The sequence below is a fragment of the Pontibacillus chungwhensis genome, from assembly GCF_030166655.1.
GTDB lineage: Bacteria > Bacillota > Bacilli > Bacillales > BH030062 > Pontibacillus.
Window position 1 is genome coordinate 28,594 of record NZ_CP126446.1, and the last position, 21,540, is coordinate 50,133.

Sequence of the window (21,540 nt, forward strand, 5' to 3'; positions counted from 1 at the left end):
CTTTTATTTATGTGAAATAAATATAAGAAGTGGGCATAAGTAAAATGTTTATAAAATGGTATATTTAGCAGAGTATAATAAAATTACACTTATTCCTTTCGGGGTTAAGGTTGTTAAATAATTTTCAATAAATTTAAGTTAGTAATAAAATTTACTTTAAATAGCTGATATACCAGGGTTTTGCAGTAATGGACGTTTTAGGGTAATCATTATTATAGTTCGTTAGGAAGGAAATTCTTTGTTATAATAATATAATAAAAACTGACGGCTATAAAGGAGCAAAATGTATGCGTCTAAAAAAGTACACAGATTACTCTTTGCGCGTCCTCGTATACGTAGGTTCTAAAGAGCAAGATCATTTATCTTCAATAAAAGAGATTTCTCAAGCATTTGGAATCTCCCAGAACCACTTAAGTAAGGTGGTTTTTCATCTTGGGAAACTTGAACTTATACAAACGATTAGGGGACGATCAGGTGGAATTAAACTTTTAGAACCTCCTGAAAATATTAATCTTGGAGAGGTCATTCGAAAAATGGAAAATGACTTTGTTCTTATAGATTATGGTCAAAAAGAGTCACAAGAGGAAGTTTTAAAACCATCTGATCAGTTAAAGTATGCTCTAGAAGAAGCTTTGCAGTCCTTCTTCTTTGTTTTAAATCAGTATACTTTAAAGGATCTCTTACAAGAAAATGATGAAGCGACTAAAATACTACACCTTGAAAAATAGGTGATAGGGTCACAGAGGAGAGGTTATATGTTCTGCATATAACCCAGATCTTCCCGTCTTTTTCCCTGGATCTACTTGAACCATACATATAGCGAAAGAGTAACCTGGCTAGTCTAAGGTTACTCTTTTGTTTTATTTTCCTGAAATTGAGGGAAAATGAAGAGGACTCTGTATAAAAGGTGGATAAAGTATGTCTAATCAAATATATGATGTAATCGGCGTAGGAATAGGCCCATTTAATCTCGGGTTGGCAGCTCTTATAGAGCCGCTAGAAGATGTAAATGGTCTTTTCTTTGAACAGACAGAGCAATTGCAATGGCATCCTGGAATGTTAATTAAAGGAACAAATCTACAAGTTCCTTTTCTTGCTGATTTAGTTACATTTGCAGATCCTACAAGCAACTACTCGTTTGTTAATTATTTACATAAACAAAATCGGTTGTACCCCTTCTTTTTCTTTCAAGAGCTTCAGGCTCCAAGAGAAGAGTACAATGAGTACTTACAATGGGTGGCGGATCAGTTAAACCATCTACGCTTTGGAGAAAAGGTCGTAGACGTTGAGGAAAAAAGGGAAGAGGATGAACGTTTCTTCACAGTAACCGTGAGAAATCGTGATGGAGAAGAAGTCTATTATAATACAAAACATATTGTGATGGGGACAGGTAGTAAGCCGCTTGTTCTAAAGGGGATGGAGGATCTCCCAGAAGATGACGTTGTTCATACAAGTCGCTATTTATATAAGAAAGAAGAGCTTGTAAAAGGAGAAAAGATTACGGTTATCGGATCTGGGCAAAGCGCTGCAGAGATTGTTGAGGATCTGCTAGTAGAACAAGGCCATTATGGTTTTGAGATAACCTGGCTCACACGTTCACCCGGCCTCTTTCAGCTAGATACGGCGAAGTTGCCTCAGGAATTCTTCTCGCCGGACTATGTCACTTACTTTCATTCATTAACATACGAACAACGAAAGGACACACTCTCTGACCTTGATTCCTTACAAAATGGGGTGGATCCTTCTACTCTAAGTAATATATATAACTGGTTATATCATCGTTCTATCGGTTCTAAAGAGAACAAAGTTACCATTCAACCCCTAACGGAGGTAAGTGGTATACAACAAGCTGAAGAAGGGTACACCCTTGAGTGTCACCAATGGCAAGCGGATGAAACATTTTCTTATTCTACCGATAAAGTGGTCTTAGCTACTGGTTATAAACCGAATATCCCTGCATGGTTTACTAAACGATTCGCCAAAGATGTTATTTATGAAGATGAGAAACTGTTTAAAGTCGGTCGAAATTGTGAAATTAAATTTCAAGAAGAACGTCCAAATAAGATCTTTACCACTACAAATATTAGTCACTCTCATGGTACGGGCGCGAACAATTTAGGTCTCTCAGTAAATCGAAATATCAAAATGGTCAATACCATTGCAGGTAGAACGGTATACCCTGAGGGAGAAGGAGCTATATTTCAGCAGTTTCAAATGAAAGAAAAGGATTGAAGCCGCCTGTAGTGTTTAAACAAGAGGACAAAGGGAATTAAAGGAAATGTAATCAAAATTGAAGGAGAGGATATCATCATGAGTAAAATTGCATGTGTCATTACAGAACTTTTTGAAGATGTTGAATACACAGATCCAGCTAAAGCTTTTAAAGAAGCTGGCCATGAAGTTGTAACGATTGAAAAGCAAAAAGGCAATACAGTGACAGGGAAGCAAGGGAATGAATCTGTAACGATTGATCAGAGCATTGATGATGTGAAACCAGAAGATTTTGATGCGTTATTTATTCCTGGAGGTTTCTCCCCTGACCAGCTACGTGCAGATGAACGTTTTGTTCATTTTGCCAAGCACTTTATGGATGAGAAGAAGCCGGTCTTTGCCATCTGTCATGGTCCTCAGCTGTTAATTACAGCTAAATCATTAGAAGGGCGAACGGCAACAGGTTTTACGTCTATAGCGGTTGATATGGAATATGCAGGCGTTACGTACAAAGACGAAGAAGTCGTGGTTTGTGGCAATCAACTAGTAACAAGCCGCCAGCCAGATGATATACCGGCATTTAACCGAGAAGCACTGAAGCTTTTGGGCTAATGTAGCCACTTTAAAGATAGACTTCATAAAAAATCCTGCAACTGTAAAGGTTGCAGGATTTTATCTTGTTATAGAAAAAGGGGGAGGAACCATGATTGTTGTAAAAAATGATGATTCCATAATGATGTTTAATCAACATCATCATGCGTTAGTGTCAGGTGTGATGGCAAGAAAATGGAACAAGGAGTACAAAACCAAAGGTGGATATGAGGATGAGGTTGAATACGCTATTATGAATCACGATCGGGCGTGGGTGCCGTTGGATCAGAAACCACGGTGGAATACGGAACAACACCTGCCCTATTCCTTTATTGATTATCCTGAGGAAGAGAAAGTAGCAGCTTATCAAGAAGGGGTTAATGAAATTGAGAAAACTTCGTCCTATGCTGCCCTTTTATGTAGTTTACATTACGCTTCTTTCTATCATAATGACGATACAACTTCAAAATCGGTAAAACAGTTTTTACATAATGAAAGTAGGAGGCGAGAGGCCATTCTTTCTTCTCTGCCTGTAGAACCCGTTCGCCTATATGATCATCTCGATCTCCTTCAATTTTGCGATAATCTTTCTCTTTATTGTTGTATGAATTCACCAGGTGTGAAAAAGGAAAACGAATTATCCTGGTTTCGTAGCGGGTTCCCGCAGAAATTCTCCTTTGCTCCAGAAGGGGTGGAGGCCGAATGGGTTGATTCTACACAAATCCGCATCCGTCCATTTCCGTTTGAAGATGCTTTCACACTCTCTATTCCTTTTAAGTGTATCAGTCCTTCCGTTTCTGGTGATCAACTTTTGAAAGCTTATCATTCAGCTGATTGGCAAGAGAGAACTGTGACATTTATAGAAGGATAAGGGGCTATTTGAGTTTTGGATCAGAATGCAATTCCTTTTGGTTGGTCATTTCTTCAAATATATTTGTACTGGATTGATTAGAAGTATTCGGAACTTCCTTTAGCATAGAAGGGTGGATGAGTCGCTTGAACTCTCCAATTGTCAGGGGCTTTTCTTCTTCCTTTAATTCGTACCCGAGTTGCCCGTTTGGCTCAATTGTGGCCGTCTTCAGCGAAGAAAGACTAGTAATGCCTTGTTGTCGTACAAGCATCTCTAATTGGTCCACCGACAATCGTAACTTTCGAAGTTCGGCCGTCTGTAGTTGACTGTTCTGAATGACAATGCGTGATTTGCCGGTAATCCATTTCTCGAACCCATTAAATTTGAGTTGTAAGAACTCAAATAGAATAAGCATTAAGACAAATACGGAAGCAGCTACAATGGTGCGCCATATACTTGTTTCGATTATGGGTTGAATAATAATGGATCCAATTGAAATCATTATAACCGTTTGAGCTAAAGACATTTGAGAAATTGATTTTCTGCCGGCAAATCTTAATAAGCAAACGCCTGCGGTTATCATAAGAATGGACTTTAAAATAACGATCATTCATGACACTCCTTTCTGCACATATAGGTTGTGACAAAGGAGTGTTTTTTAGTACGGGTTTAGGTGAAACACACTTTTAAAAATTTAATGTCTCCACATAAACGATTGGCTCGACTCTTCATCTGCCGACTTGAGGAGCGTATGAGCTGGGTAAGGTGGAAGGCCATTTTGAAATACAGGAGGGTCCGGGGATTCGTGACGAACAATAAATGGTGTTCCAAGTGGGATGTATTTATATATTCGTTCAATATCTTCATTAAACATACGAATGCAACCGTTGCTTTCTTTTAGGCCAATGCTAGTGGGCTCATTTGTTCCATGTATGGCTATGTTATGTTGCAACACTAATCCCCTTGTTCCATAAACCCCATCCCCTCCGTTAGGTTTCACGATCCTTCCTTGTACATAACCTTCTTGAAAAGGTAAGGGAGGGCCGCTTCCGACAGGATAAACCGCCATAGTGTTTCCGTCAGAGGTTTCAACAGATAATTGATTTCCTTCTGGATAAAAGACCAGGATTAGAGTTGGGATTGCTTTCTTTACTGAAGCGGAAGACAGGCCAAGCGTGATGTTATCCCCCGCTTTACTATAGGAAAAGGTAGCAGGGGCAACTGATAGATAGTTATTAGGATAATCTTGAATTAAATCTTTAATGAAAGAGGGGTATGTTCCATGATCCTTCTGATAGCTAGATAAGGCTGTTTGGACTGTAGCTAAGGCGAGTTCCCCTTGGGTAGGTGAGGCAGGAGTCTCAATGGGAAGAGTGGGTCGATGGAATACGTTTTGTTCATAGTAGTGTTGTTCTATTGCGACTTCTTGGTACAAAGTGTGATGGAGGATGAAGTAGGTAAGTAGAAAGCCGATTAAGAATAGGAGACATAACAACACGATATACCAAATGAAGGATGGGACAGCTCTCTCTTTATTGGAAGTTATAATAGGGACAGATGAGGGGCGGATTGCCCTCATTGCCCCCAGGTGCCCAAGCTGAGCTGCCTTCTTTAACCTGGCCTTATACGCTTTGTGATCTCCGCTACTCATTGCTTCATTTGCATATTCAACCCACTTATCCGCGTCATAAGGACGATAATGCAAGTACTTCCTTAAATAGCCGGGATCATGCTTTGAGAGAAATATATTAGGCTTTACTTCAACGAGAACTTCGGAAGACTTCACAAACTGTTTTCCCCCTTCTTCCTTTCTGTTTTTTTAGGAACGTTTAACAACGTCGAATTGATTCTCAAGCAGTTCCCAGTTTTGGGGGAATGGAAGCCCCAACTTCCAATAGCTTACGCCTTTCAAACCAAGTTCTTTTACGAGGTCGAATTTAGCTTGTATGGATCTCGCATCCTCAAACCAAACTTCATGTTTTTTCCCATCCGCATCTTTATACGTATAGAAAGGGGCCTTGGCTTCTTCGTCAAATTGAATTTCCACATTATTTTCTCGTGCCCTACGAATTGCTTTTTGAGGAGAAAGTGCCTCGGCTGGTTCATTACCTTTTTTATATGGGAGAGTCCAGTCATAACCATATAGGTTCTGGCCAAGAAAGATCTTTTCAGCTGGCATGACGCTTAAAGCGTACTCTACTACGTTTCTGACGGGTTCAATAGGTGAAACAGGCATAGGCGGTCCACCGCTATACCCCCATTCATATGTCATGAGGACGACGAAATCGGCAATCTCACCGTGCGCTTTGTAATCATGTGCGCTATACCAAGCTCCTGTTTGCTCAGCACTTTTTTTAGGAGCGAGCGCTGTAGACATTTGAAGTCCTTCAGCTGAAAGGCGTTTTTTGGCTTTTCGCAAAAAGGAGTTGTAGTCTTCCCTCGTATCAGGAGGAAGAAATTCAAAATCAAAATGAACATCGCCGAACCCTTTTTCCTTTGCCGTCTTGATTATATTATCAAGAAGTTTATCTTGTAGTGTGGCGTCTGTCACAATAAGGCGTCCTAATTCTTTACTGAAACCACCTTCTTCAATGTTATTTACGACTAGCATCATTTCAACATTGTTTTGTTTTGCTATTGAAAAATAATCATTTAGAGGAGGTTCTACCAATGACCCATCGCGGTTAATTTCATAACTAAACGGTGCCAGGTAGGATAGTGATTTAGCATGCTCTCTCACATAGTCCTCTAACTCTTTGGATACTTGATCACCATAGGTTTCTGCATACCCATTAAAAGCTGCTTTTACTTTGGGTTGTGGTGGAATATATAGACGTAAATTTAGAGGAAGAGGTTGATCAACCGGTATGTTATTGATATTAGCCAGCTCCTGGGCTGTTAGACCGTACTGCTTGGCAATAGAATATAGAGAATCCCCTTTTTGTACAAAATAATACTCACCCCGGTCTGGGATGACTAAGGCTTGACCGATGACCAGATCATTAGGCGCATCCAATTCATTTGCTTTAACGATTTCCTCCATTGAAACACTGTACTGATTTGCAATACTATAGAGACTTTCACCTGAAGACACGACATGAATTTGCACACCATTGCCCCCTTCTTTGTAAATGCTTAACTAATTAAGACATATGTAGAAAGGGGCTGAAGTATGATTGGATCATGTTTTACGAATAGGAGAAACATCAGCTTTTAAAACGTTTTTCATCATTTTTAAAGCATAAATGTTATCCTCAGGATCATTAGATGCGATGCAATCAGAGGGAACGTGTAATGTGTATTCACGCATATAAGCGTCGTTTGCTGTAAATAACACACAAATGTTGCCTGCAATACCGCTTATGATAAGGTGGTCTACTTTTAACTCCACAAGCAAAGCTTGAAGAGCTGTTTGGTGGAAAGCAGAGTGTTTCGGTTTAATAAGGAAGTAATCTGATTGTGCGGGTATAATCTGATTAAGAAATGTATGGTTTTGCTCATTTCTACATTTATCTACAATCCTGTCTAGGTCTGCTTGCCAAAGTTTATAATGATCATTTATGTAGATAATAGGAAGGTTGTGCTTGTTTGCATAGGATTTTAATCGTAAAATGTTCGGTAGCATAGAATGGCATTCATTTAGCAATGTTGATCCATGTTGGAATTGAAAATCGTTAATCAAATCAATGAAGAGAATAGCAGTTCTTTTGGTCTTCATCATGTAACCTCCCTTTTACTGTTATTCTTTCTAGAGTGATAAGAATTAAACAAGTAAAGTGAAGTGATAATATGAATGACATAACATTTATGGAAATGGCTATTCAAGAAGCGGAGAAAGCGGCACAAAAAGGCGAGGTGCCTATTGGTGCTGTCATCGTAAAAGACGGCGAGGTCATCGCGACAGGACACAATGTTCGTGAAACAGAGCAATTAGCCTCTTCTCATGCCGAATTCATTGCCATTGAACGTGCAAATCGGGTAGTAGGGAGTTGGAGGTTAGAAGAATGCACGCTATATGTAACCTTAGAACCATGCCCGATGTGTGCTGGGGCCATATTGCAATCTAGAATACCTCGTGTTATCTTTGGGGCATACGATCAAAAAGCTGGTTGTGTAGGTTCTCTCATGAATCTGTTGCAAGATGATCGCTTTAATCATACGTGTGAAGTGGTTGCCGAAGTGAAGCAATCTGAGTGTAGCAGCCTTCTCACTGATTTTTTTCGCCAATTAAGGGAGAGAAAGAAGAGGGCTAAACGGGATTTACAATAACTTACAGAACAGAAGCTTTAATTTCGTTTGCATTTTAAAGAAAAAATAGATATACTATTTATTGCGCACTTACTAGAGGCGCAATGAACAAATTGATAACAAGTTTGCCGTGCTAAGCGGGAAGGTAGCGGTGTCCTGTACTCGCAATCCGCTATAGCGAGGCCGAATTCCCACCCAAGGTGGGGCGGTTTCAAGGTCTGCCTTGAGGGATTGGTGTTGACACCCGGGTCCCGCACAATGGGAACCCGTAAATCCTGTCAGGTCCGGAAGGAAGCAGCAGTAAGCGGTCATTCCCGTGTGTTGCGGGACAGCCCGGGTCGAGCCATGAACTCAAGTAACGCTTGGGGCCGCCTCATCGACGGTGGGTGCACGGCGCCAATACATAAACACAACTCACCTGACTTAAGGTGAGTTTTTTATTATAAAAAAACTACTTCTAAATAGGTGGTAACGAGAGGGAAATAACTTTTGAAATGCCCCTCTAGATTTAGGTATAATGAGGAAGAAACCATAAAGGAGATTGGGAACAATGAGTTATCAGGCTTTATACCGGGTATGGCGTCCGAAAAACTTTTCTGATGTCGTTGGACAAACACACATAACACGTACTCTGCAAAATGCGACTGTCCAGAATAAGTTTTCCCACGCTTATTTGTTCTCAGGACCCCGTGGGACAGGGAAGACCAGTGCTGCAAAAATCTTTGCTAAAGCTGTAAACTGTGAGCGTTCTCCTGTGAAAGAGCCATGCAACGAATGCTCAGCGTGTTTAGGTATACAAGATGGTTCCATATCAGATGTTATAGAAATTGATGCAGCATCTAATAATGGAGTGGAACAAATTCGTGATATACGAGATAAGGTGAAGTATGCACCAAGTTCTGTCCCTTATAAAGTGTATATTGTCGATGAAGTTCACATGCTTTCTATCGGGGCATTTAATGCTTTATTAAAAACATTAGAAGAGCCTCCTAAACATGTCATATTTATATTAGCAACAACGGAACCTCATAAAATCCCTCTCACTATTATTTCAAGGTGTCAGCGTTTTGACTTTAAACGAATTTCACAAGGAGCACTTGTGGAACGGATGGAGTATATTGTTGACCGAGAGCAAATAGGTGTAACGAGGGAAGCCTTAGAAGCTGTAGCTCTTTCCGCTGAAGGTGGAATGCGAGATGCTCTTAGCTTATTGGACCAAGCCATCTCCTATAGTGAAGACCAGGTAGCCATTGATGATGTGCTAGCTGTCACTGGATCTGTATCGCAGCAAAAGTTAGCTACGATCGTCGAAACATTACAGAGAAATGAAGTAAAAGAGACGTTGCAACATGTGGACTCGCTTATTCAAGAAGGGAAAGACCCGGGACGCTTTATTTTTGATCTTATCTACTATTTACGGGATCTTCTTCTTTATCAAAGTGCCCCTGGGCTTGAAGATATCCTGGAACGAGCTATCCCTGATGAAGCATTTAAGCAGTTGAGTTCTTCGATTACAGCAGACTGGATTCAGCAGACCATATCAGTACTGAACCAGTGTCAGCAGGAGATGAAATGGACGAATAGCCCAAAGGTATTCATTGAAATAGCTATGTTGAACATATGTGAGATTCAAGGGATACCTAAACTAGCAGCCCAATCTTCTTCAGTTGAACCAGAGTCTGTGCAGAAACTGCAACAACAAGTAGAAGCTTTAGAAAAACGGTTAGCCACTATTCAACAACAGCCGGCAGCGGCAGCTACTTCTGCTCAAGAACAAAAACGACCACAACAACGTGCAAATCGTAAGAACTCGTACAAAATTCCGTTTGAACGCATACGGCATGTTATGAACGAGGCTTCAAAACAAGACTTACAAACCATTAAAAATCAGTGGGCTAGTTTTATGGACTCTCTAAGACAGACAAGTCCTCCTGCCCATGCTAGGTTGATGAACAGTACACCAAGAGCTGCATCTGACAATGCGATTGTCCTATCCTTTAAATATGAAATTCATTGTTCACTTGCTCTTGAGAACCAAGCTATTATCCAACAGCAATTGGCTGAGTTTATGGGGAAAGAAATTACCATTATTCCAATCCCTGAAACGAATTGGCAAGAGTTGCGTGAAGAATATGTACAGAAACAACGCCAACAAGATCAGCCGGAAGAGGAATCTCAACAGGAGGATCCACTTATTGCAGAAGCGCGTAAGTTAGTTGGCGATGAGTTATTAGATATTCAAGAAGACTAAAGGAGGTATTGCCATGAAAGGTAATATGAATAATATGATGAAACAAATGCAGAAGATGCAAAAGAAAATGATGAAAGCTCAAGAGGAACTACATGAGATGAGTTTTGAAGCTACTGCTGGCGGTGGAGTTGTTAAGGTTGTAGCCAATGGTAAGAAAGAAATTACAGATGTAGAGATTCAAGAAGACGTAGTAGACCCAGACGATGTAGATATGCTACAAGACTTAATCCTTGCAGCAACGAACGATGTGTTAAAACAAGTAGATGATAAAACAAACGATACAATGGGACAATTCACTAAAGGAATGAATATGCCTGGAATGTTCTAGGGGGAATTGAGATGTATTATCCGGAACCCATTTCCAAATTGATCGATAGTTTTACGAAATTGCCAGGGATTGGGCCCAAGACGGCTGCGCGCCTGGCTTTTTTCGTATTGGAAATGCAAGAAGATGATGTTTTAGATTTTGCCAAAGCATTAGTAAGTGCAAAAAGGGAATTAACCCATTGCTCTACATGCGGTCATATTACAGACCAAGATCCATGCGCTATTTGTCAGGATGAACAACGGGATTCAAGTGTCATCTGTGTCGTCCAGGATCCGAAAGATGTTATAGCGATGGAGAAAATGAAAGAGTTTAGTGGTAGATACCACGTACTGAATGGAGCCATCTCTCCAATGGACGGTATAGGACCTGAAGATATAAATATATCTAGTCTGATTAACCGTCTTCAGGATGAAGGAGTACAGGAACTCATTATTGCGACGAATCCTAATATTGAAGGAGAAGCTACAGCTATGTACATTTCACGCTTAGTCAAACCAGCTGGTATACGGACTACAAGAATTGCTCATGGATTACCTGTGGGTGGAGACCTTGAATATGCGGATGAAGTAACATTATCTAAAGCGTTAGAAGGTAGAAGAGAACTGTAAAAGAGGAGACACCATGTTCAGACGCAAAAAGTTTAAGAAAGAAGAATATGATAGACAGCTTCTCGATGAAATACAACGTCTCAAGCAGGAATGGGAGTCTCTTGAGCGAATAATGGAGCATAGTATCGATGCGAGTGAAAAGGGACTTATGGATTTACGTTTAGTAGAAGCGAAATATTTCTATTTATTAAAAGAAGCAAGACAACGAAAAATAAGAGCTAATCACTAATGAAAGTGTCATTTCCTCCTTATGCAGGTCATACATTTAATGTAGGACAGGCAAAGGGGGTTTTTTCTTGAATACAACAGTTATTGTGATAAGTATTGTAGTCATGATCGGTGTGTTGTTAATAGCGGGTGCTCCGTTAAAGCCTTTGCGTTATTTAGGGAATGGAGCAATTAAGGTTGTAATCGGAGTTTTATTCTTATTCTTCTTTAATGTATTTGGTGCTTCATTAGGAGTTCATATTCCGATTAATGTTTTTACAGCGATGATATCAGGATTCTTGGGACTTCCTGGCTTAGCTTCACTAGCTGCTATTCAATTATTTGTTGTGTAATAGCAAATCATACTAATACAAGAAAAACCCGCATAAAGCGGGTTTTTCTTGTGTTTATGTACTTTTTTAATAAAAAAACCAAAAAAATATAGGAAAACCATTGCGTTCGTAAATACACCATGGTATATTTATTTATGTCGCATTGAGAGCGGCAAAACAAAACAACATTTTCGAAGCAAGCGAACTTCTAATTATACTAGAAAAAGCTTTTCAATTCTATAAAAGAAATTCGGAAATGAGGTTGAAAAAGAGATCAAAAAAACTTCAAAAAAGTTATTGACTCAAAAACAACCACATGTTAAGATAATTAAGTCGCTGTTAAAAAGCGCACTAAACAATGAAACATTTGATCTTTGAAAACTGAACGAAACAACATGTAACGTCAATGTCTTTAAATTGATTTTTAAAGCCAGTAATCATTTATTTTGATGCTAGGCAGACTCACATTTTATGGAGAGTTTGATCTTGGCTCAGGACGAACGCTGGCGGCGTGCCTAATACATGCAAGTCGAGCGCGTGAATCAACATGATCCCTTCGGGGTGATTGTTGTGGATCGAGCGGCGGACGGGTGAGTAACACGTGGGCAACCTACCCATGAGATCGGGATAACTCCGGGAAACCGGAGCTAATACCGAATAACCCAGTGAACTGCATGGTTCACTGGTAAAAGGCGGTTTCGGCCGTCACTCATGGATGGGCCCGCGGCGCATTAGCTAGTTGGTAAGGTAACGGCTTACCAAGGCAACGATGCGTAGCCGACCTGAGAGGGTGATCGGCCACACTGGGACTGAGACACGGCCCAGACTCCTACGGGAGGCAGCAGTAGGGAATCTTCCGCAATGGACGAAAGTCTGACGGAGCAACGCCGCGTGAACGATGAAGGTCTTCGGATCGTAAAGTTCTGTTGTTGGGGAAGAACAAGTGCCAGAGGAAATGCTGGTACCTTGACGGTACCCAACCAGAAAGCCACGGCTAACTACGTGCCAGCAGCCGCGGTAATACGTAGGTGGCAAGCGTTGTCCGGAATTATTGGGCGTAAAGCGCGCGCAGGCGGTTCCTTAAGTCTGATGTGAAAGCCCACAGCTCAACTGTGGAGGGCCATTGGAAACTGGGGAACTTGAGTACAGAAGAGGAGAGTGGAATTCCACGTGTAGCGGTGAAATGCGTAGAGATGTGGAGGAACACCAGTGGCGAAGGCGACTCTCTGGTCTGTAACTGACGCTGAGGCGCGAAAGCGTGGGTAGCAAACAGGATTAGATACCCTGGTAGTCCACGCCGTAAACGTTGAGTGCTAGGTGTTAGGGGGTTTCCGCCCCTTAGTGCTGAAGTTAACGCATTAAGCACTCCGCCTGGGGAGTACGGCCGCAAGGCTGAAACTCAAAAGAATTGACGGGGGCCCGCACAAGCGGTGGAGCATGTGGTTTAATTCGAAGCAACGCGAAGAACCTTACCAGGTCTTGACATCTTGCGCTATCCCTAGAGATAGGGAGTTCCCTTCGGGGACGCAATGACAGGTGGTGCATGGTTGTCGTCAGCTCGTGTCGTGAGATGTTGGGTTAAGTCCCGCAACGAGCGCAACCCCTAATCTTAGTTGCCAGCATTCAGTTGGGCACTCTAAGGTGACTGCCGGTGACAAACCGGAGGAAGGCGGGGATGACGTCAAATCATCATGCCCCTTATGACCTGGGCTACACACGTGCTACAATGGATGGTACAGAGGGCCGCGAGACCGCGAGGTCAAGCAAATCTCAAAAAACCATTCTCAGTTCGGATTGCAGGCTGCAACTCGCCTGTATGAAGCCGGAATCGCTAGTAATCGCAGGTCAGCATACTGCGGTGAATACGTTCCCGGGCCTTGTACACACCGCCCGTCACACCACGAGAGTTGGCAACACCCGAAGTCGGTGAGGTAACCTTTTTGGAGCCAGCCGCCGAAGGTGGGGCCAATGATTGGGGTGAAGTCGTAACAAGGTAGCCGTATCGGAAGGTGCGGCTGGATCACCTCCTTTCTAAGGATATTACGGAACTAGCGAGTCCTTCGGGACTTGCTAGCAGGCACACATTGTGCCATTAAACCATTGACCATGTTCGTTTCGTTCGGTTTTGGAAGCTCAAATGCTTTCAAACAGTACCTTGAAAACTAGATAAGAATTAGACATCAAACCAACGTTAGATTTAACGTAAGCATCATTATGATGCGTCTTTTCACATTGATTTTAGATAGTTAAGTGAATAAGGGCGCACGGTGGATGCCTTGGCACTAGGAGCCGATGAAGGACGGGACTAACACCGATATGCTTCGGGGAGCCGTAAGTAGGCTATGATCCGGAGATTTCCGAATGGGGAAACCCACTACCCGTAATGGGGTAGGATCCTTAACTGAATTCATAGGTTAAGGAAGGTAGACTCGGGGAACTGAAACATCTCAGTACCCGAAGGAAGAGAAAGCAAACGCGATTTCCTGAGTAGCGGCGAGCGAAACGGAAACAGCCCAAACCAGAGAGCTTGCTCTCTGGGGTTGTAGGACGCTCCATTGGAGTTACCAAGAAACAAGATAGATGAATGATCTGGAACGGTCAGCCGAAGAAGGTAACGGCCCTGTAGTCAAAATCTTGTTTCCTCCGGAGCGGATCCTGAGTACGGCGGAACACGAGGAATTCCGTCGGAATCCGGGAGGACCATCTCCCAAGGCTAAATACTCCCTAGTGACCGATAGTGAACCAGTACCGTGAGGGAAAGGTGAAAAGCACCCCGGGAGGGGAGTGAAATAGAACCTGAAACCGTGTGCCTACAAGTAGTTGGAGCCCGTTAATGGGTGACAGCGTACCTTTTGTAGAATGGACCGGCGAGTTACGATCCCATGCAAGGTTAAGATGAAAAATCGGAGCCGCAGCGAAAGCGAGTCTGAATAGGGCGAAATAGTATGTGGTCGTAGACCCGAAACCGTGTGATCTACCCATGTCCAGGGTGAAGGCCAGGTAACACTGGCTGGAGGCCCGAACCCACGCACGTTGAAAAGTGCGGGGATGAGGTGTGGGTAGCGGTGAAATGCCAATCGAACACGGAGATAGCTGGTTCTCTCCGAAATAGCTTTAGGGCTAGCCTCAAGGTAAGAGTCTTGGAGGTAGAGCACTGATTGGACTAGGGGCCCTCATCGGGTTACCGAATTCAGTCAAACTCCGAATGCCAACGACTCATCCTTGGGAGTCAGACTGCGAGTGATAAGGTCCGTAGTCGAGAGGGGAACAGCCCAGACCACCAGCTAAGGTCCCTAAGTTTATGTTAAGTGGAAAAGGATGTGGAGTTGCTCAGACAACCAGGATGTTGGCTTAGAAGCAGCCATCATTTAAAGAGTGCGTAATAGCTCACTGGTCGAGTGACTCTGCGCCGAAAATGTACCGGGGCTAAACATAACACCGAAGCTGTGGATTGTTCTTACGAACAATGGTAGGAGAGCGTTCTAAGTGCTGTGAAGTCAGACCGTAAGGACTGGTGGAGCGCTTAGAAGTGAGAATGCCGGTATGAGTAGCGAAAGAAGAGTGAGAATCTCTTCCACCGTAAGTCTAAGGTTTCCTGAGGAAGGCTCGTCCGCTCAGGGTTAGTCGGGACCTAAGCCGAGGCCGAAAGGCGTAGGCGATGGATAACAGGTTGATATTCCTGTACCACCTCCTTTCCGTTTGAACAACGGGGGGACGCAGTAGGATAGGGAATCCGCTCCACTGGATGTGAGCGGCCAAGCAGTGAGTGAGATGCATAGGCAAATCCGTGCATCAATCACAAGCTGTGATGGGGAGGGAACTATAGTACCGAAGTTCCTGATTTCACACTGCCAAGAAAAGCCTCTAGTGAGGAAAGAGGTGCCCGTACCGCAAACCGACACAGGTAGACGAGGAGAGTATCCTAAGGTGATCGGGAGAACTCTTGTTAAGGAACTCGGCAAAATGACCCCGTAACTTCGGGAGAAGGGGTGCTCCTTCATAGGAGGAGCCGCAGTGAAAAGGCCCAATCGACTGTTTAGCAAAAACACAGGTCTCTGCGAAACCGAAAGGTGAAGTATAGGGGCTGACACCTGCCCGGTGCTGGAAGGTTAAGGGGATGAGTTAGCATTAGCGAAGCTTTGAACCGAAGCCCCAGTAAACGGCGGCCGTAACTATAACGGTCCTAAGGTAGCGAAATTCCTTGTCGGGTAAGTTCCGACCCGCACGAAAGGTGCAACGAATTGGGCACTGTCTCAACAAGAGACCCGGTGAAATTATACTATGCGTGAAGATGCGCATTACCCGCGACAGGACGGAAAGACCCCGTGGAGCTTTACTGTAGCCTGATATTGAATGTTGGTACAGCTTGTACAGGATAGGTGGGAGCCGTCGATGCCGGAGCGCTAGCTTCGGTGGAGGCATCCGTGGGATACCACCCTGGCTGTATTGACATTCTAACCCAGGACCGTGATCCGGTCCGGAGACAGTGTCAGGTGGGCAGTTTGACTGGGGCGGTCGCCTCCCAAAGAGTAACGGAGGCGCCCAAAGGTTCCCTCAGAATGGTTGGAAATCATTCGCAGAGTGCAAAGGCACAAGGGAGCTTGACTGCGAGACCTACAAGTCGAGCAGGGACGAAAGTCGGGCTTAGTGATCCGGCGGTGCCGTATGGAAGGGCCGTCGCTCAACGGATAAAAGCTACCCCGGGGATAACAGGCTTATCTCCCCCAAGAGTCCACATCGACGGGGAGGTTTGGCACCTCGATGTCGGCTCATCGCATCCTGGGGCTGTAGTCGGTCCCAAGGGTTGGGCTGTTCGCCCATTAAAGCGGTACGCGAGCTGGGTTCAGAACGTCGTGAGACAGTTCGGTCCCTATCCGTCGTGGGCGTTGGAAATTTGAGAAGAGCTGTCCTTAGTACGAGAGGACCGGGATGGACGCACCGCTGGTGCACCAGTTGTTCCGCCAGGAGCATAGCTGGGTAGCTACGTGCGGAAGGGATAAGTGCTGAAAGCATCTAAGCATGAAGCCCACTTCGAGATGAGATTTCCCATCACTTCGAGTGAGTAAGATTCCTTGTAGACGACAAGGTTGATAGGTCGGAGGTGGAAGCGTGGTGACACGTGCAGCTGACCGATACTAATAAATCGAGGACTTAACTAACAAAAGCGCAAGCGACCGCCTAGACCCGTACGGATAAGACAGATTTTCGAAAAAGGCTTTAGCCTTTGTAGAAAAGATGACTTATACGCTAGGGTCTGGGAGCTGGAGCTAGACGTAAAAACGTAAAAGGCACGATGTCATAATTCTTATCTAGTTTTGAAGGTACTCCTTCAACAAAACAATAGTATGGCGGTTTTGGCGAAGAGGTCACACCTGTTCCCATGCCGAACACAGAAGTTAAGCTCTTCAGCGCCGATGGTAGTCGGGGTTTCACCCCCGCAAGAGTAGGACGCCGCCATGCAACGTAACCTCAAAGGATATAATCCTTTGAGGTTTTTTGTATTCCTTACATTGCTTTTAGATGAATGGCTAGCCCCTCAAATTAGTAACTTTCTTCAATCGGTCCAGGAAACAAAACAAGCCGTACAAACACAAAACTGAATATCTTACGTACATTATCATAGATCATAAAAGCTATTCGTATAAAACTAGGTTACATGGGACACACTAATCATACGGAGGTGGAGAATATGAAGGAAGAACAATCAATCTATGAAACTTGTGGTGTGTGTGAGTGCAGAAGAAAGAATGGCATTCATTTATATAACTTATTTATATGTAAGGACTGTGAGAGGGAAATTGTTCAAACGTCTCCCGAAGATCAACAGTATCAGTATTTCTTAAAGAAATTAAAAAATATAACCCAAACAAAGCAATATTCATAGTATAGTGATACTAAGGTGTTTAGAAGGGAAAGGTCATTCCTTCTTGGCACCTTTTTTACATGAATGAGGAGGGTTTATCTTATGTTGCAATCGCAAACCCCATTATATACAGCACTACAGGAGAGGGCTGAACGAGACTACATTTCTATGCATGTGCCTGGTCATAAAAATGGGACTGTCATTCCTCATGCAGGCAAGCCTTTTTTTGAAAATATATTATCTATTGATATGACGGAGATTACTGGCTTAGATGACCTTCATCAGCCTGATGGAATTATTAAAGAGGCGCAGCAGCTGACAGCAGAGTGGTTTAAAGCTAAGTCGTCCTACTTTTTAGTAGGAGGCAGTACTTCTGGAAATCTAGCTATGATTCTTGCGGCGCACAAGAAAGGAAAACCTTTTCTTGTACAACGTAACAGCCATAAATCCATTATGCATGCTTTAGAATTAGCAGGTTCTAAGTCTATTTTTATTTCTCCACGCTACGAGCAAAACTATAAGCGCTTTACAGGTCTTCATAAAGAAGAAGTACAAGAGGCATTAAACATGCAGTCTGATGTATCTGGACTCATTGTAACCTCACCAGACTATTTTGGACATACGTCTGACTTGAAAGAGATCATTGAACTAGCACACTCTTATGATATACCTATATTAGTAGATGAAGCTCACGGGGTTCACTTCTCTCTACAACACCCCTCCATCCCGATGTCATCTTTGGATTTGGGGGCTGACGTAGTGGTCCAGTCGGCTCATAAAATGGCTCCAGCTATGACAATGGGGGCTTTTTTACATACTAGTACAAATAGGATAGACAACAGCAAATTGACTCACTATTTACAAGTGTTTCAATCTAGTAGTCCTTCTTATCCAGTACTCGCTTCATTAGACCTGGCAAGGCATTACCTGGCTCACTTAGATAAAAGAGATATAGAAGCTAGTTTAGATTGGATTCATCAATTGCGCCTTTCACTTTCCAATTCAGACGTATGGACGCTCCTCCCTTTTGAAAACGGGGTAGATGACCCGTACAAGGTTACACTTCTTGTAAGAGAGGGGTTAGACCCAGATGAGGTTGCTGGGTGTTTAGAAGAGGAAGGTCTTTATCCTGAGTTAGTGGTGGGCCAACAGATTCTATTCACACTAGCTTTGACCCCTAATTATTCTGTTGCTCATTTAAACAGGTTGTTTAAGCGAGTCGAATCTAAATTAAAAGACAAGTACGATTTTAACCATGCTACAATAGAGAGAGTCGTTCATCCAGTTATAAATATGGTGCAACCCAACCCATACTCTTATCAAGAATTAGAGGGTATGGAGGTGGAGTTTGTACCTTGGCACTTAGCTATTGGACGAGTAGCAAGTTCCTCGGTTACTCCGTATCCCCCTGGTATTCCATTCATTATGAGGGGGGAACGTATCCTTAAAGGGCATGTAGAACGTATGGGTGAATTCATACGAAACGAGAAGCACATCCAAACGAGGGAAGCAGCTTATCGGAAAGGGATTCACGTTTATATAGAAAGAGAATAAAGGAGAATGAAAGTGAAGGGAACGTTTGTAACTTTTGAAGGAGGAGAAGGGGCTGGGAAGTCAACGGTTCTAAAAGCCGTGGGAGAGCGCCTTCTTCAAGAAGGATATGATGTTGTTATGACAAGAGAGCCTGGTGGAATTGATATCGCAGAGAAAATTCGCCAAGTCATTCTTGATCCATCGCATATTACAATGGATGGGCGAACGGAAGCGTTGCTATATGCAGCTGCGAGGAGGCAGCATTTAGTGGAGAAAGTTGTTCCGGCATTAAATGAAGGAAAAATTGTACTCTGTGACCGGTTTATTGATAGTAGCCTAGCTTATCAAGGCCATGCAAGAGGGTTAGGGATCGAAGAAGTACAACGCATTAATGAGTTTGCTATAGAAGGGTATATGCCTCATTTAACGTTGTTCTTCGATATTACGCCTGAAAGAGGGTTAGAACGAATTGCCCGGAACAAAGGCAGGGAACAAAATCGCTTAGACTTGGAGCACCTTCGCTTCCATCATACGGTCTATGAAGCATACGGAATGTTACTGGAGCAATACCCAAACCGCATTCAACCTATTAATGCAGATCAATCTTTAGATAAGGTTATAGAAGCAGCTTATCAAAAAGTTTCTTCCGCTATTTAACAGATGCACTTCGTAACTTGAAAAATTCTTGTTATAATAGGGTACAAATGGGTTTTAGTAAGGAGGATATCGTCATGAAAATGATTGTGGCGGTTTTACAGGATAAAGATAGCAATCGGTTAACGAACGCATTAGCTGATCATCAATATAAAACAACAAAATTATCAACAACAGGTGGTTTTTTAAAAGAGGGGAACACAACATTAATGATCGGTTGTGAAGACCATCATGTGGACGATGTTTTAGATATTATTCGTGATAACTGCAGCCAACGTGAACAAATGGTAGCCCCTATCTCCCCAATGGGCGGAAATGCGGATTCCTATATCCCGAAACCTGTGAAAGTAGAAGTCGGAGGCGCTACTGTATTTGTGCTTCCTGTAGATTCATTCTTTCAATTTTAATTAAGGAGATGATGACGTGAAGATCGGTCAAGACTTAAGGTCACAAATGGATTCTGCTCAAAAGAATATGAGACCGAACTCTAATGGTGCCAAAGGCTTTGACCAGATGGTTCAGTCTGAATCGCACAAGATGCGTCAGCAGGAATTGCATCGCTTAATGGGAGATATTACGAAACAAGGTGAGAAAGTTGCGCGCTTTCGTTCATTTAAGGACTTAGCCAGATACAAGCGCCTTGTAAAGTCATTTGTGCAGGAAGCTGTTCAGTATGGAATGAATTTAAATCAGTCCCACAGCTGGAATATGGATGGTCAAAGTAGAAAGCTTACACTCGTGAAGTCTGTGGATGACAAGTTAACTGAGTTAACAGATGAAGTAATGAACCAAGAGAAAAAATCCATTGATGTCTTAGGTATTATTGGAGAAATTAAAGGTTTATTAGTGAACTTATATACGTAAGGTCGTGACAGGAATGAACAAGTGGGCCGATATGATCGAGGTTCAGCCAATGGTTACGAAAATGTTAACCAACAGTATTCAAAAAGATCGCATCTCTCACGCTTATTTATTTCAAGGTTCTAGGGGGACAGGGAAACTAGAGATGAGTTTATTGTTTGCCAAAAGTTTCTTTTGTCAGTTCCGTGAAGGAGTAGAACCTTGTCAAACATGTAAGGATTGTATTCGCATCGACTCCGGTAATCATCCGGATGTACACGTTATACAACCAGAGGGTCAATCAATTAAGAAAGAACAGATTCTTCATTTACAGAAAGAGTTTACCTATACGGGGTTAGAATCGAATCAAAAGGTATACATTGTAGAAGACGCTGATAAAATGACAGCCAATGCAGCGAACCGATTGCTTAAGTTTCTCGAAGAGCCTAATCGTCAAACTGTCGCGATGCTTCTTACTGAAAATGGTCAGGCGCTGCTTGATACGATTCGTTCAAGATGTCAGATCATGGCTTTTCAGCCACTAAACGCGGAAAATGTAACGAAGCGTTTAATTCAAGAAGGGGTATCCGAATCTTCAGCTCGTTTATTGAGTGCTCTAACCAATAACATAGATGATGCTCTTGAAATGAATCGTGATGACTGGTTTGCGAATGCGAGAAAGTTAGTGATACAATTAATTGAAGTCCTTCAGGAAAAACCCAGCGAGGCTTTATTATTTGTTAACAATCAATGGATGGCTCATTTTAAAGACCGGGATGCCTTAAATCAAGGTTTAGATCTTCTTTCCTTATGGTTTAAGGACTTAGTGTACGAACATATCGGACTTGAGTCTTCTATTGTTTTTATTACAGAAAGGGAGCGCATTCGTACAAGCTCCTATACATGGTCGAAGCCATTTGCTACGAATGCTTTGACCTATATTTTAGAGGCAAAACGTAAGCTAATATCAAATGTTCACCCAACCCTGGTGATGGAACAACTCACGCTTCAAATACAGAGGTGA

Annotated in this window: 20 protein-coding genes, 3 rRNA genes and 1 other RNA gene; 20 read left to right on the forward strand and 4 right to left on the reverse strand. The window is 42.8% G+C overall.

The annotated features are described in order from the left end of the window. Positions 1-287 precede the first annotated feature (287 nt). The 4 genes from QNI29_RS00135 (at position 288) to QNI29_RS00150 (ending at position 3,673) form a co-directional block, all read left to right on the forward strand. Complete coding sequence (locus QNI29_RS00135) at positions 288-728, forward strand: Rrf2 family transcriptional regulator (RefSeq protein WP_231419391.1); 441 nt, start codon at positions 288-290, stop codon at positions 726-728. A 190-nt stretch (positions 729-918) separates the two neighbouring features. Further along, complete coding sequence (locus tag QNI29_RS00140; RefSeq protein WP_231419390.1) at positions 919-2,232, forward strand: lysine N(6)-hydroxylase/L-ornithine N(5)-oxygenase family protein; 1,314 nt, start codon at positions 919-921, stop codon at positions 2,230-2,232. A 78-nt stretch (positions 2,233-2,310) separates the two neighbouring features. Beyond that, positions 2,311-2,823, forward strand: a complete 513-nt coding sequence (locus QNI29_RS00145; protein WP_255688828.1) for a type 1 glutamine amidotransferase domain-containing protein — start codon at positions 2,311-2,313, stop codon at positions 2,821-2,823. A 91-nt stretch (positions 2,824-2,914) separates the two neighbouring features. Next, a complete protein-coding gene (locus QNI29_RS00150; RefSeq protein WP_231419389.1) occupies positions 2,915-3,673 on the forward strand; it encodes a DUF3891 family protein in 759 nt (252 codons plus the stop codon). 4 nt (positions 3,674-3,677) lie between these two features. Here the strand turns inward: QNI29_RS00150 and QNI29_RS00155 are convergent, their stop codons facing one another. The 4 genes from QNI29_RS00155 to QNI29_RS00170 all read right to left on the reverse strand — a co-directional run bounded on the left by QNI29_RS00155 (position 3,678) and on the right by QNI29_RS00170 (position 7,370). Beyond that, entirely contained in the window at positions 3,678-4,262 is a 585-nt protein-coding gene (locus QNI29_RS00155; RefSeq protein WP_231419388.1) for a DUF421 domain-containing protein, read from the reverse strand. A gap of 84 nt (positions 4,263-4,346) precedes the next feature. Beyond that, a complete protein-coding gene (locus QNI29_RS00160) occupies positions 4,347-5,438 on the reverse strand; it encodes a L,D-transpeptidase (protein ID WP_231419387.1) in 1,092 nt (363 codons plus the stop codon). Positions 5,439-5,471: 33 nt separating this feature from the next. Continuing rightward, complete coding sequence (locus QNI29_RS00165) at positions 5,472-6,761, reverse strand: glycoside hydrolase family 18 protein (protein ID WP_231419386.1); 1,290 nt, start codon at positions 6,759-6,761, stop codon at positions 5,472-5,474. Positions 6,762-6,833: 72 nt separating this feature from the next. Further along, positions 6,834-7,370 (reverse strand): cysteine hydrolase family protein, encoded by a 537-nt coding sequence (locus QNI29_RS00170; RefSeq protein ID WP_370635534.1) that lies wholly within the window; start codon positions 7,368-7,370, stop codon positions 6,834-6,836. Positions 7,371-7,441: 71 nt separating this feature from the next. Here QNI29_RS00170 and tadA point away from each other — a divergent pair, with 71 nt between their 5' ends. From tadA to holB, 16 genes are all read left to right on the forward strand, one after another. Continuing rightward, positions 7,442-7,921, forward strand: coding sequence for a tRNA adenosine(34) deaminase TadA (gene tadA, locus QNI29_RS00175; protein ID WP_231419384.1), 480 nt, complete (start codon positions 7,442-7,444; stop codon positions 7,919-7,921). A 107-nt stretch (positions 7,922-8,028) separates the two neighbouring features. Next, positions 8,029-8,294: signal recognition particle sRNA large type (gene ffs / locus QNI29_RS00180), an RNA gene on the forward strand. A 156-nt stretch (positions 8,295-8,450) separates the two neighbouring features. Further along, the gene (gene dnaX, locus QNI29_RS00185) at positions 8,451-10,151 is read left to right on the forward strand and encodes a DNA polymerase III subunit gamma/tau (RefSeq protein WP_231419383.1); all 1,701 of its coding nucleotides are present in this window, start codon (positions 8,451-8,453) and stop codon (positions 10,149-10,151) included. Positions 10,152-10,164: 13 nt separating this feature from the next. Next, on the forward strand, positions 10,165-10,479 hold the full coding sequence (locus QNI29_RS00190) for a YbaB/EbfC family nucleoid-associated protein (RefSeq protein ID WP_036780665.1): 315 nt from the start codon (positions 10,165-10,167) through the stop codon (positions 10,477-10,479). An 11-nt stretch (positions 10,480-10,490) separates the two neighbouring features. Further along, entirely contained in the window at positions 10,491-11,087 is a 597-nt protein-coding gene (recR, locus tag QNI29_RS00195) for a recombination mediator RecR (RefSeq protein ID WP_036780666.1), read from the forward strand. Positions 11,088-11,100: 13 nt separating this feature from the next. Then, the gene (locus QNI29_RS00200; protein WP_231419382.1) at positions 11,101-11,316 is read left to right on the forward strand and encodes a YaaL family protein; all 216 of its coding nucleotides are present in this window, start codon (positions 11,101-11,103) and stop codon (positions 11,314-11,316) included. Positions 11,317-11,383: 67 nt separating this feature from the next. Then, complete coding sequence (locus tag QNI29_RS00205) at positions 11,384-11,647, forward strand: pro-sigmaK processing inhibitor BofA family protein (RefSeq protein WP_231419381.1); 264 nt, start codon at positions 11,384-11,386, stop codon at positions 11,645-11,647. A gap of 447 nt (positions 11,648-12,094) precedes the next feature. Then, positions 12,095-13,657 (forward strand): 16S ribosomal RNA (locus QNI29_RS00210). 213 nt (positions 13,658-13,870) lie between these two features. Continuing rightward, positions 13,871-16,785 (forward strand): 23S ribosomal RNA (locus QNI29_RS00215). Positions 16,786-16,970: 185 nt separating this feature from the next. Beyond that, positions 16,971-17,086 (forward strand): 5S ribosomal RNA (gene rrf, locus QNI29_RS00220). Together the 16S, 23S and 5S rRNA genes form the textbook arrangement of a ribosomal RNA operon. Before the next feature lie 229 nt (positions 17,087-17,315). Beyond that, positions 17,316-17,510: a sigma factor G inhibitor Gin gene (locus QNI29_RS00225; protein ID WP_231419900.1), complete on the forward strand. Its 195-nt coding sequence runs from the start codon at positions 17,316-17,318 to the stop codon at positions 17,508-17,510. 81 nt (positions 17,511-17,591) lie between these two features. Then, positions 17,592-19,043, forward strand: coding sequence for an aminotransferase class I/II-fold pyridoxal phosphate-dependent enzyme (locus QNI29_RS00230; protein WP_231419857.1), 1,452 nt, complete (start codon positions 17,592-17,594; stop codon positions 19,041-19,043). A 12-nt stretch (positions 19,044-19,055) separates the two neighbouring features. Beyond that, a complete protein-coding gene (gene tmk / locus QNI29_RS00235) occupies positions 19,056-19,679 on the forward strand; it encodes a dTMP kinase (RefSeq protein WP_231419901.1) in 624 nt (207 codons plus the stop codon). A gap of 74 nt (positions 19,680-19,753) precedes the next feature. Continuing rightward, entirely contained in the window at positions 19,754-20,083 is a 330-nt protein-coding gene (locus QNI29_RS00240) for a cyclic di-AMP receptor DarA (RefSeq protein ID WP_231419858.1), read from the forward strand. Positions 20,084-20,099: 16 nt separating this feature from the next. Further along, a complete protein-coding gene (locus QNI29_RS00245; protein WP_231419859.1) occupies positions 20,100-20,540 on the forward strand; it encodes a YaaR family protein in 441 nt (146 codons plus the stop codon). Between the two features lie 13 nt (positions 20,541-20,553). Continuing rightward, positions 20,554-21,540 (forward strand): DNA polymerase III subunit delta', encoded by a 987-nt coding sequence (gene holB, locus QNI29_RS00250; protein ID WP_231419860.1) that lies wholly within the window; start codon positions 20,554-20,556, stop codon positions 21,538-21,540.